The sequence below is a fragment of the Geodermatophilus sabuli genome (genome assembly GCF_900215145.1).
GTDB classification, from domain to species: Bacteria; Actinomycetota; Actinomycetes; order Mycobacteriales; family Geodermatophilaceae; genus Geodermatophilus; species Geodermatophilus sabuli.
In genome coordinates this window covers 112,585-123,866 of the sequence record NZ_OBDO01000005.1, presented here as the reverse complement: position 1 = coordinate 123,866, position 11,282 = coordinate 112,585, and the positions used below count along the sequence as shown (strand labels likewise).

The following is an 11,282-nucleotide window of genomic DNA, read 5'->3' as shown; positions in this document are numbered from 1 at the left end:
CCGCGGGGACGCCGGTGGTCAGGCCGCGGCGACCAGCCCTCCGTGGCCCCCGGCGTTCTCGGCGGCCAGACGGCGTTCCAGGTCGCGGTTGCCGAGCAGGACGCCGACGACGTAGGCGAGGTCCATCGGCTCGCCGTTGACGTGCACGGCGTCGGGCAGGTCGGGGGCGCGGTCGGGGAAGAGCAGCCGGGTGATCGACGCGGTCGGCGCCTCCTGGACCGGTTCCGATGCCTCCTCCGGACCCAGCGCCGCACCCGGGGCGGGTGCCGGTGCCGGGCGGCGGCCGATGGTCCGGTCCAGCGGCTGGACACCGGCGAACCGGTCGTCGTCCGCTCCACCGCCCAGGCCGGCCACCCCGTCGCGGAAGCCGGCGTCGACCGCGCCCCAGACCCGGCGGCCGTCGGGGGCGGTGGCGACGAGCCGGCCGTCGCGGCGGGAGATGACCAGTTCCAGGTCGTGGGCCTGGCCGTGGTCGGTGTCGCACAGCAGCACCATGTTCGACACGTCGGTCGCTCCGCCGAACAGCCAGTGCCGCAGGTGGTGGGCGTGCAGCCGCTCGATGCGGATCTCCGCGCAGCCGGGGCGGGCGCAGCCGCCGTCGCGGCGGTGCAGCGCCCGGCGCTGGGCCCGAGTGGCGAAGCGCCGCGCGCGGCCGACGGCCAGGGGCTCGCGGCCGCGCGTCAGCATCGTCACCACGGTGGCCTCGCACAGCATCCGGCGCACCTGAGCGGGGTGCAGCGCCGGGCCGCCCTGCAGATGCGCGCGGCCGGCGGCGGCGTCGTCGGCGACCACCGCGGCGTCGACGTGGACCACCACCTCCCGGCGCGGCGGGTCCCCGGCCCGCCGGTCGGCATCGGCCGCGGCCGACGCGAGCTGCGCGACCGCCGCGCAGCGCCGCTCGGTGATCCGCCCCCGGCCCGGCACCCCCTCGTCGTCGGCGCCGCCGGCACCGCCCCGCACGCCGGCGTCCCGCTCGGTGGCGGCCCGCTCGCGGCGGGCGGCCCGTTCGGCCAGCGAGTCGACCCCGGCCAGGAAGGCCGCGCCGGCCTCGGCGTCCAGGCACATCCGGACGTGCAGCATCCCGTCGTCATCCCACCAGGAGTCGAACCGCCGCCGGGCGACGACGGTGCCGCGGTCCACGGCGTCCGCGCGGCGCCACTGGCGGACGACCCGCTCCACCTGCGACGCCGTGAGCTCGGAGGCCAGGTCCAGCAGCATCGCCTCGGTGGCCGGCTCGGCGACCCGGGTCAGCGCCCGGACCTTGGCGTACGACAGCCGCCCGGCGGTGAACGCCGCCGCCGTCGACGGCAGGGCGGTCAGCGCCCGGGCCACCCGGACGTGCTCGCGCGCGGCACCGGGAGACAGGCCGCACTGCCAGGCCAGCCAGTGCGCACACGAGCGGATGCCGGCCGCCCCCCACCCCTCCCGGCGGTCGAACTCCGCGACCAACGCCAGCCACGCCGCCGTGGCCGCGGCCAGCCGCACGGCACCACTGGTGATCCGCCGCGCCACCTCCTCCAGCGGCAACTCGGCCACCTCGGACTGCTCGGACACCGCCCACCTCCTCGAACCTGTGTTCGAACAGTAGGGCGAGGTACCGACAGAACAGCTGGTGAGACGTCCGTCCGCGTTCCCGCAGGAACGCCGACGGCGCGCGGTCTCACAAGCACTCGCTGACCCGGGTTCGGGCGAACCGGGGGAATGCGCAACCGGAGGATCGAGCCGGCCGCGAGGGGTGGCAGGAGTACTGGCCAGACAGCCGTCGACGTTCCCGCGGGAACGTCCGACGACGGCGTCGTCACCCGGCGCGAGCTCGCCGACGCCCTCGGCGTCCACTACCGGACCGTCGGCCACCTGGAGCGCGGCGGGTACGACCCGAGCCTGCACCTGGCGCTGCGCCTCGCCGAGTTCTTCGGCCTGCCGGTCGAGGTGGTCTTCTCCACCCGGGCCTTCGCGGATCAGCGACGTCGCCCGGCCGTCTCGGAGGCCGGCTGAGTCCTGGGCGCTCTCAGATGTTCGCGCCGTCCGGGGGCGGTTCCTCGGGCAGCGGGGCGGCGAACCCGACCCCGTCGGACACCGGCGGGGTCATGCCGACGGTGTAGGCGGTCATCGACAGCGAGCCGTAGGCGTAGCCGTCCACCAGCACGTCGGCGGTCAGGCCCGTCGCGCCGGCCAGCCCGGCGACGTACAGCAACGGCAGGAAGTGGTCCGGCGTCGGGACGGCGAGGTCGTAGTCGCGGTGCCCGTCGAGCTTGGCCACCTCGGTGGGCTCGAGCTGCATGAGCTCGCGGGCCTCCTCGTCGAACCGGCGCGCCCAGTCGAACCCGGCGTCGGGCAGCGCGCGGCTGACCCCGCCGAGGTTGTGGACGACGTTGCCGCTGCCGATCACCAGCACGCCGTCCTCCCGCAGCGGCGCCAGGGACGCCCCCAGCTGCAGGTGGTAGTCGAACGGCTTGAGCGCGTTGATCGACAGCTGGACGACGGGGATGTCGGCGTCGGGGAAGGCGTGCCGCAGCACCGACCAGGTCCCGTGGTCGATGCCCCAGCTGTCCCGGTCGGCGCCCACCCAGGTCGGGTGGACGACGTCGGCGATCTCCTCGTGCAGCTCGGGCAGGCCGGGGGGCTCGTAGCTCACGTCGAACAGCTCGCGGGGGAAGCCGAAGAAGTCGTGGATGGTCCGCGGCCGGGGCATGGCCGTCACCGCGGTGGCGTGCACGTACCAGTGGGCCGACACCACCAGGATGGCCCGCGGCCGGGGCACCGACTGCCCGAACGCCCGCCACGCCTGGGTGTAGCGGTTCTGCTCGAGGGCGTTCATCGGGTTGCCGTGGCCGATGAACGCGGCGGGCATGACCGGCATCCGGCGCTCCCCTCGTCGACGCTGACCCGCCGATCATCTCCCGCCCCCGCGCCGGAAGCGAGCGCGTCAGCCCGCGTTCGAGGTGGGCGGCACGCGGCGCAACGCCGGGGACAGCCACCGCGCTCCTGGCCCGTACCCGCCGGCGACGTCGCCGGGGTTGGACAGCGCGCACCGGGTCAGCGACAGGCAGCCGCAGCCGATGCACGACGACAGTCCGTCGCGCAGCTGGACCAGCGCCGCGATCTGCTCGTCCAGCCGGTCCCGCCAGCCCTGGGACAGCCGCGCCCAGTCGCGCGCCGAGGGGGTGCGCCCCTCGGGCAGGGTCGCCAGCGCCTCCCGGATCTCCGGCAGCGTCAGCCCCACGTTCTGCGCGGCGCGGATGAACGCCAGCCGGCGCAGCACGCTGCGCGGGAAGCGGCGGGCGCCCCCGGCGGTCCGGGACGCCGCGACGAGGCCCTGCGCCTCGTAGTAGCGCAGCGCCGACGCGGCGACCCCCGACCGCTGCGCGACCTGCCCGATGGTCAGTTCCTCGGCCACGACACCTCCCGCCCCGCGCCGACCCCATGACTCGGCGCGAACCCCTTGACCTCAAGTCGACTTGAGATCCCACGGTAACCCCATGAGCACTCCAACCGCACTCGTCACCGGAGCCTCCCGCGGCCTGGGCGCCGCCCTGACCGAGGCGTTGAACCGCCGCGGCTGGCGGCTGGTGGTCGACGGCCGGGACCCCGACCGGCTCGCCGCGACCGTCGCCGCCCTCCCCCGCCCCGACCTCGTCACCGCGGTCCCGGGCGACGTCGCCGACGCCGCCCACCGCGCCGCGCTCGCCGCCGCCGTCCCCGACCGGCTCCACCTGCTGGTCAACAACGCCAGCGACCTCGGCCCCACCCCGCTGCCCCGGCTGGCCGACCTGCCCGTGGCGGCCCTCGAGCGGGTGCTGGCGGTCAACACCGTCGCCCCGCTGGCCCTGCTGCAGGCGGTGCTGCCGGCCCTGGAACGGGCGGGCGGTCGCGTCGTGGACATCAGCAGCGACGCCGCAGTCGAGGCCTACCCGGGCTGGGGTGGGTACGGCGCGAGCAAGGCCGCGCTCGACCACCTGACCGCCGTCCTCGCCGCCGAGCACCCCGGCCTGCGGCTGTACGCCGTCGACCCGGGCGACATGGCCACCGACATGCACCGCGCGGCCGACCCCGACACGACCGGCCTGCCCGCCCCGGAGACCGTCGTCCCGGCGCTGCTGTGGCTCGTCGACGGCGACCTGCCCAGCGGCCGGTACCGCGCCGCCGACCTCACCACGGACCCGGCCGCCGGCGCGCCGGTCCGCCTGGAGGTGACCCGGTGAGCTCGCTGACCATGGGCCGGGAGGCGACCGCCCCGCCGGAGCACCGGGGCCTGCCGCGGGACGGCGTCCGGATGATGGTGGTCCGCCCCGACGGCCTGCTCGACACCACCTTCCGCGACCTGCCCGGGCACCTGGAGCCCGGCGACCTGCTCGTCGTCAACACCTCCGCGACGCTGCCCGCCCGGCTGGAGGCGCGGCGGGCCGACGGCACGAGCACCCCGCTGCACGTCTCGACGGCGCTGGACGACGGCGACTGGGTGGTCGAGGTACGCCGCCCGGGCAACGACGGCCCCGACCGTGGTGTGGAGCCCGGCACGGTGCTCGACCTGCCCGGCGGCGTCACGCTGCGGCTGCTCGCGGGCTTCCCCGACCCGGCGCGGCCCTCGCGGCTCTGGCGGGCCCGCCCCGAGCCGCCGGTGCCGATGGCCGAGCACCTGCGGCGGTACGGGCAGCCGATCCGCTACGGGTACCTCACCGCGGTCCCGACCCTGGCCGACGCGCAGAACGTCTACGCCACCGAACCGGGCAGCGCGGAGAACGCCAGCGCGGGACGGCCGTTCACCGAGCGCCTGCTCGTCCGGCTCATGGCCCGCGGCGTCGTCGTCGCCCCGGTCGTGCTGCACGCCGGCGTCTCCAGCCCCGAGCTGCACGAACCCCCGGCGCCCGAGCGGTTCCGGGTACCGGAGGTCACCGCCCGGCTGGTCGCGAGCACCCGGCGCGCCGGGCGGCGGGTGGTCGCCGTCGGCACCACGGTCACGCGGGCGCTGGAGTCCGCCACCGGCGAGGACGGCGTCACGTCCCCCGCGGCCGGCTGGACGGATCTCGTCCTCGGCCCCGACCGCCCGGCCCGCGCGGTGACCGGCCTGGTCACCGGGCTGCACGCCCCCGACGCCAGTCACCTCCTGCTGCTGGAGGCGGTCGCCGGGCGGGACCTGGTCGACCGGGCCTACGCCCGCGCCGCCACCGGCGCCTACCTGTGGCACGAGTACGGGGACACGATGCTGTTCCTACCGTGAGGCGCGGACCCGGCAGGCACCGTCACCGCATGCGGGCGGCGGTGTCGGCCAGGAGCGCCTCCCGGTGGGCGGCCGGGCGGCGCGGGCAGGAGGCGCACAGCGGCTGGCCGGGCAGCCGGTAGAGCAGGCAGCACGACACCCGCCGCACGAACCGGACCCCCTCGACGTCGACGTGGCCCGGCGCCGGCAGCGGCGGCCCCACCGCCGCCGCCAGCTCGGCGGCCAGCGCCGTCGCCCTCGGCACGTCCCCCACGGCGCGGCCCAGCGCCAGCAGCCGGCCGGCCAGCGAGTCGGTGGCGATCGCCCACAGCGGGCGCGGCCGCATCCCGCCCGCCTCGGCGACCGCGGCCACCACGGCCGCCAGGGAGGTGCGCAGCTCGCCGGCGACGTCACCGCTCCCGGCCGTCGTGGTCGCCGCCACGAGGACACCGCCGGGCAGCTCGAACAGCGTGGTGTCGGCCAGCCGTGCCGACAGCGGGTGCCCGGTCAGCAGCCCGGCCGGCGGCGGGGTGAGCAGCACCGACGAGGCGGAGTACCACCAGACGGTCGCCAGCACCCGCCGGTCGTCGCTGCGGTACCGCTCGGCCAGCTCCGCCAGGCGCCCCGCCGTCCACGCCGGGTCGGCCAGCCGGACGGCGGGCAGCGGGCGCGCCGCGGGGGGCACGAGCAGCCCGAGCCCCGCCGCCCCCGGCACCCGGGCGGCCACCTCCACCTGCGCGTCCCCACTCACCAGGGCAGTGTCGCCGGTGCACACGCCACACGGGGCAGACGCGGGGCGGCCCGGGACCATACGGTGTGGCGGGGAGCACGTTCCGTCGTCCTGGGGCGACGGCTGAGACCGGGAGGAGCCGCATGAGCGAGTCGACCGAGGTGGAGGGCCGCCGGTTCCCGGCGCCGGAGGCGCTGGCCGCGCAGGCCAACGTGGGGCCGGAGGTCTACGAGGAGGCGTCGCGGGACCGGCTCGGCTTCTGGGCGAAGCAGGCCGAGCGCCTGACCTGGGCGCAGAAGTGGGACGAGGTCCTGGACTGGACCAACCCGCCCTTCGCCAAGTGGTTCGTCGGGGGCAAGCTCAACGTCGCCTACAACTGCGTCGACCGGCACGTCGAGGCCGGCCACGGCGAGCGGGTCGCCTACCACTGGGAGGGCGAGCCCGGCGACACCCGCACCATCACCTACGCGCAGCTCAAGGACGAGGTGTGCCGCGCGGCCAACGCCCTCACCGAGCTCGGGGTCCGGGCCGGCGACCGCGTGGCGATCTACCTGCCGATGATCCCCGAGGCGGTCGTCTCGATGCTGGCCTGTGCGCGCATCGGCGCCGTCCACATGGTGGTGTTCGGCGGCTTCTCCGCCGACGCCCTGGCCAGCCGGCTCACCGACGCCGGCGCGCAGGTGGTCATCACCGCTGACGGCGGCTACCGGCGCGGCGCCCCCAGCGCGCTCAAGCCCGCCGTCGACGACGCGGTCAGCCGCGTCGAGGGCGTGCGGAACGTGCTGGTCGTCAAGCGCACCGAGCAGGACGTCGCGTGGACCGAGGGCCGCGACCTGTGGTGGCACGACGTCGTCGGCCGGCAGTCGACCGAGCACGAGCCCGAGGCCTTCGACGCCGAGCACCCGCTCTACATCATGTACACGTCGGGGACCACGGCGAAGCCGAAGGGGATCCTGCACACCAGCGGCGGCTACCTGACCCAGGTCGCCTTCACCCACTGGGCCAGCTTCGACCTCAAGGCCGACAGCGACGTCTTCTGGACCGCCGCGGACGTCGGCTGGGTCACCGGCCACAGCTACATCGTCTACGGACCGCTGGCCAACCGGGCCACCTCGGTGATGTACGAGGGGACGCCGGAGACGCCGCACCGCGGCCGCTGGTTCGAGCTCATCCAGAAGTACGGCGTGACCATCCTGTACACCGCGCCGACGGTGATCCGCACGTTCATGAAGTGGGGCGAGGACATCCCGGCCGGCTTCGACCTGTCCAGCCTGCGCGTCCTGGGGTCGGTCGGTGAGCCGATCAACCCCGAGGCCTGGCTCTGGTACCACCAGAACATCGGCGGCGGGCGCTGCCCGATCGTGGACACCTGGTGGCAGACGGAGACCGGCGCGCACATGATCAACCCGCTGCCCGGCGTCACGGACCTCAAGCCCGGCTCCGCCCAGACGCCGTTCCCCGGCATCTCCGCCAAGGTCGTCGACGACGAGGGCAACGAGCTCGGCGACGACACCACCGGCCTGCTGGTGCTCACCGAACCGTGGCCGTCGATGCTGCGCACCATCTGGGGCGACGACGACCGTTACGTCGACACCTACTGGTCCCGCTTCGGCAAGCAGGTCTACTTCGCCGGGGACGGCGCCAAGAAGGACGCCGACGGCGACATCTGGCTGCTCGGCCGGGTGGACGACGTCATGAACGTCTCCGGGCACCGCATCTCCACCACCGAGGTCGAGTCCTCGCTGGTCGCGCACCCGGCGGTCGCCGAGGCGGCGGTGGTCGGCGCCAGCGACCCGACCACCGGGCAGGGCATCGTCGCCTTCGTCATCCTGCGCGGCAGTGCCGAGGACTCCGGCGAGGACCTGGTGCAGACCCTGCGCCAGCACGTGGCCCGCGACATCGGCCCGATCGCCAAGCCCCGCCAGATCATGGTCGTGCAGGAGCTGCCCAAGACCCGCTCCGGCAAGATCATGCGGCGGCTGCTGCGGGACGTCGCCGAGAACCGCGAGATGGGTGACGTCACGACGCTCACCGACTCCTCGGTGATGAACCTGATCAAGGACAAGCTGCCCGCGTCGGCCGGTTCGGAGGACTGAGCGGAGTGCGGGAGCGCAGGTTTCCTGCGCTCCCGCACTCCGGTCGGGGGACACCGGGACGCGCGCTCGGCGATCATGGGGCACGATTCCCCCAGCCCCGCGTGCGTGCGGGACGTCCGACCGCCCAGTCCAGGAGGTGCCCCCCGTGGCCCACAGCGCATCGTCGACCCCGTCCCAGGGCCGGCCCACCGGCGCGGAGGAGCCCTCGGTCGGCGCACTCGTGCAGAGCGCCATGGCCGACGTCTCGACGCTGATCCGCAGCGAGATCGAGCTGGCCAAGGCCGAGGTCGGGAAGTCGGCGAAGAAGGCCGGGATCGGCGTCGGCGCGTTCGGCGCCGCCGGCGTCCTGCTGGGCGTCTCGACGGTCTTCCTCTTCATCACGATCGCCGAGTTCCTCACCTGGCTGGGCCTCCAGCGCTGGATCTCCTACCTCATCGTCTGGGCGCTCTTCCTCCTGCTCGCCGGCATCGCCGCCCTCGTGGGCCGCCGGACGCTGAAGAAGATCGAGAAGCCCGAGCGGACGCTGGAGACGCTCCGCGAGCTGCCTGAGGTGGTGCACCGGGAGGCCCCGGGCGAGCGTCGCCGCGAGGTGCCGACCGTGTCCAACGGCCGGGTGCAGCTGCGCGGCAGCGACCAGTACTCCGTCTGACCGGGGCGCGCCCCGCGCCCGGCCCGGTGGCCACCCCCGAGGAGGAGCCGCCCGACGCCACCAGCGTCCTGCTGCCCGGTCCCTGGACCCACCGCGACGTCTCCGCCAACGGCGTCCGGCTGCACGTGGCCGAGGCCGGCGAGGGCCCGCTGGTGCTCCTGCTGCACGGCTTCCCGCAGTTCTGGTGGACCTGGCGTGCCCAACTCCCCACGCTCGCCGCCGCGGGGTTCCACGCCGTCGCCCCCGACCTGCGGGGGTACGGCGGCAGCGACAAGCCGCCGCGCGGCTACGACCTGCCGACGGCCGCCTCCGACGTCGCCGCGCTCGTGCGGGCACTGGGTGAGCGGGACGCCGTCGTCGTCGGGCACGACTGGGGTGGGCTGGTGGCCTGGTCGGTGGCCGCGCTGCACCCGCGCAGCGTCCGCCGGCTGGTGGTGCTCTCCATGGCCCATCCCCGGCGCCTGCGGGCCTCGCTGACCGACTCCGCGCAGCGGCGGGCGCTGCGGCACATCCTCGGCTTCCAGCTGCCGCGACTGCCCGAGCGCCGGCTGACCCGCGCCGACGACGACCCGGTGGCCGAGCTGATGCGCCGCTGGGCCGGCCCGGCCTGGACCTCCACCGCCGACTTCGCGCAGGCCGTGGGGCGCTACCGCTCGGCGGCCCGCATCCCGCAGGCCGCCTACGGCTCGATGGAGTACTTCCGCTGGGCCGGCCGCTCCCAGGTGCGTCCGGACGGCCTGCGCTACGCCCGCCGCATGGCCGCCCCGGTCACCGCGCCGACGCTGCAGCTGCACGGCGGCCTGGACGCCTGCGTGTTGCCGTCGTCCGCGCTCGGCTCCGGCCGGTACGTCGCCGGCGCCTACGACTGGCGGGAGCTGCCCGACGTGGGCCACTTCCCGCAGGAGGAGGTCCCGGAGGCGGTGAACGACGCCCTCGTCGAGTGGGCCTCCGGGTGACGCGACGGGGTGGGCTGGGTCCCCCTATTCGCAAGCGCCGGTGAACGCCTCGGCGGTCGCCGTCAACCCGGCCGCGCGGGCGTCGTCGACCTGCGCGTTGGTCAGGGCGTACCCGGTGAGCGGGTCGTCGATGGCCGAGGCGAACACGACGCCGAGGACGTGCCCCTGGCTGTCGAACAGCGGGCCGCCGGAGTTGCCCGCACGCACCTCGCCGCGCAGGGCGTAGACGTCGCGGACCACCGTCTGGGTGTTGCGGAAGTCCGGACCGCTGATCTCGCCGCGGTCGCGCACCCGGGCCGGGCCGACGAACAGGTCGCCACCACCGGGGTAGCCCATGATGATCGCGTCCGCGCCGGACTCGACCGGCGCCGGTGCGAAGGTCAGCGGCACCTGCGGCAGCCCGGGGACGGCGAGGACGGCGATGTCGGTCTCCTCGTCGACGTACACCGGCGTCGCCTCGTACTCCTCGCCCTCGGCGCTGACCACCGGGTCGGTGACCCCGGCCAGCACGTGCGCGTTGGTCATCACCCGCTCGTCGGCGTAGACGAACCCGGAGCCGTCGATCTGCCGCGCGCAGGACGGCGCGACACCGCTGATCTGCACGACCGAGCCCTCGACGGAGTCCACCACGGGGCTGGCCCGCAGCGCCTGGTCCGGCTCCGGCACCTCGGGGACGTCGGTGGGGGTGAGCGGGTCCAGCACGTCGGGCAGCCCGCGCCGGACGATCGCCTCCCGCAGCTCGTCGTACACCGCCCGGACGCCGTCGGGGACGGTGCGGTCGACCGCCTGCACCAACGCCGACTGCCGCACCTGCCCGGCGACCTGGGGGAACGGCGCGGTGGCCAGCGGGGTGGCCACCATCCAGGCCACGAGCAGCACGGCGACGGCCGACAGCACGGCCCCGGCGACCGCGTCGACCATCTTGGCCGGCTCCCAGGTGACCCGGCGGCGCACCGCCCGGCCGACCGCGCCGGCCAGCACCTGGCCCAGCAGCGCCCCAGCCAGGACGACGACCAGCGCGGCGAACACCCGGGTGACCGGCGAGCCGTCGACCCGGTCGGTGACCGGCCCCGACAGCTGGGCGCCGAGCACCGCGCCGCCGAAGAAGCCGAAGAAGGACGCCGCGGACACGATGACGCCCTGCCGGAAGCCGGTGAAACCGAAGGACAGGGCCAGGACGATGAGGACGAGGTCCACGATGGACACCCCCGTCAGCCCTGCACCGTCATCGTGCCCACCTGACCGAGCTGCGTGTGGAAGCTGCACTCGAAGGGGTGCTCACCGGGCACGGAGACGGTGAACTCGATGGTGCGGCTCTCCCCCGGCGCCAGGAGCGGGATCTCCGGCGCGATCGGCTCGGGACCGGCGTCCGGGGTGAACCGGAAGTTGTGGGTCAGCTGCTCGGCGACGTTGACCACGGTCAGCCGCACCTGTCCCGGGGCGACGGTGAAGGTCGCCGGGGTGAAGACGTAGTCGTCCTGCGTCTGCAGGGTGACCTCCTGGACCCCGTCGGGCGCGGTGGTCACCGTGCCGGGGTCCGCTCCGGCCGACGACGACGCGGCGGGGGCCCCCGCCTCGCCGCCGCCGCACCCGGCGAGCAGGACCACGGCCGTCGCGACCACAGCGGCCTTCTTGCAGGGGCCCGCCGCGAGCC

The 11,282-nt window shown here is 75.4% G+C and carries 12 protein-coding genes; 6 read left to right on the top strand and 6 right to left on the bottom strand.

Features of this window, described 5'->3' with window-relative positions:
* Window positions 1-18 precede the first annotated feature (18 nt).
* Window positions 19-1,554 carry an HNH endonuclease signature motif containing protein gene (locus tag CRP39_RS12855; RefSeq protein WP_097206783.1) on the bottom strand — a complete coding sequence of 512 codons (1,536 nt, stop codon included), beginning with the start codon at window positions 1,552-1,554 and terminating at the stop codon, window positions 19-21.
* Window positions 1,555-1,701: 147 nt separating this feature from the next.
* On the opposite strand from CRP39_RS12855, the gene CRP39_RS12850 reads away from it, so the two are divergent.
* Window positions 1,702-1,995, top strand: coding sequence for a helix-turn-helix transcriptional regulator (locus CRP39_RS12850; RefSeq protein WP_245853825.1), 294 nt, complete (start codon window positions 1,702-1,704; stop codon window positions 1,993-1,995).
* 13 nt (window positions 1,996-2,008) lie between these two features.
* Here CRP39_RS12850 and ygiD read toward each other — a convergent pair whose 3' ends face one another.
* Both ygiD and soxR read right to left on the bottom strand, forming a co-directional pair.
* Entirely contained in the window at window positions 2,009-2,860 is an 852-nt protein-coding gene (gene ygiD / locus CRP39_RS12845; protein WP_216359722.1) for a 4,5-DOPA-extradiol-dioxygenase, read from the bottom strand.
* 66 nt (window positions 2,861-2,926) lie between these two features.
* Window positions 2,927-3,397: a redox-sensitive transcriptional activator SoxR gene (gene soxR / locus CRP39_RS12840; protein ID WP_097206782.1), complete on the bottom strand. Its 471-nt coding sequence runs from the start codon at window positions 3,395-3,397 to the stop codon at window positions 2,927-2,929.
* Window positions 3,398-3,479: 82 nt separating this feature from the next.
* Between soxR and CRP39_RS12835 the strand changes: the two genes are divergently transcribed.
* Window positions 3,480-4,202, top strand: a complete 723-nt coding sequence (locus CRP39_RS12835) for an SDR family NAD(P)-dependent oxidoreductase (protein WP_097206781.1) — start codon at window positions 3,480-3,482, stop codon at window positions 4,200-4,202.
* Entirely contained in the window at window positions 4,199-5,218 is a 1,020-nt protein-coding gene (locus CRP39_RS12830; protein ID WP_216359721.1) for an S-adenosylmethionine:tRNA ribosyltransferase-isomerase, read from the top strand. The genes CRP39_RS12835 and CRP39_RS12830 overlap by 4 nt, the downstream gene beginning before the upstream one ends.
* A 22-nt stretch (window positions 5,219-5,240) precedes the next feature.
* On the opposite strand, the gene CRP39_RS28040 is transcribed toward CRP39_RS12830, so the two are convergent.
* Window positions 5,241-5,948 (bottom strand): (2Fe-2S)-binding protein, encoded by a 708-nt coding sequence (locus CRP39_RS28040; RefSeq protein WP_281253771.1) that lies wholly within the window; start codon window positions 5,946-5,948, stop codon window positions 5,241-5,243.
* A 122-nt stretch (window positions 5,949-6,070) separates the two neighbouring features.
* Here CRP39_RS28040 and acs point away from each other — a divergent pair, with 122 nt between their 5' ends.
* From acs to CRP39_RS12810, 3 genes are all read left to right on the top strand, one after another.
* Window positions 6,071-8,023, top strand: a complete 1,953-nt coding sequence (acs, locus tag CRP39_RS12820; protein WP_097206779.1) for an acetate--CoA ligase — start codon at window positions 6,071-6,073, stop codon at window positions 8,021-8,023.
* Between the two features lie 145 nt (window positions 8,024-8,168).
* A complete protein-coding gene (locus CRP39_RS12815; protein ID WP_097206778.1) occupies window positions 8,169-8,672 on the top strand; it encodes a phage holin family protein in 504 nt (167 codons plus the stop codon).
* Window positions 8,673-8,698: 26 nt separating this feature from the next.
* Complete coding sequence (locus tag CRP39_RS12810; RefSeq protein ID WP_097206777.1) at window positions 8,699-9,628, top strand: alpha/beta fold hydrolase; 930 nt, start codon at window positions 8,699-8,701, stop codon at window positions 9,626-9,628.
* Between the two features lie 24 nt (window positions 9,629-9,652).
* Here CRP39_RS12810 and CRP39_RS12805 read toward each other — a convergent pair whose 3' ends face one another.
* Together CRP39_RS12805 and CRP39_RS12800 are read right to left on the bottom strand one after the other, a co-directional pair.
* A complete protein-coding gene (locus tag CRP39_RS12805) occupies window positions 9,653-10,825 on the bottom strand; it encodes a MarP family serine protease (RefSeq protein ID WP_245853824.1) in 1,173 nt (390 codons plus the stop codon).
* Window positions 10,826-10,839: 14 nt separating this feature from the next.
* Window positions 10,840-11,250: a plastocyanin/azurin family copper-binding protein gene (locus CRP39_RS12800; protein WP_245853823.1), complete on the bottom strand. Its 411-nt coding sequence runs from the start codon at window positions 11,248-11,250 to the stop codon at window positions 10,840-10,842.
* Between the last annotated feature and the right edge of the window lie 32 nt (window positions 11,251-11,282).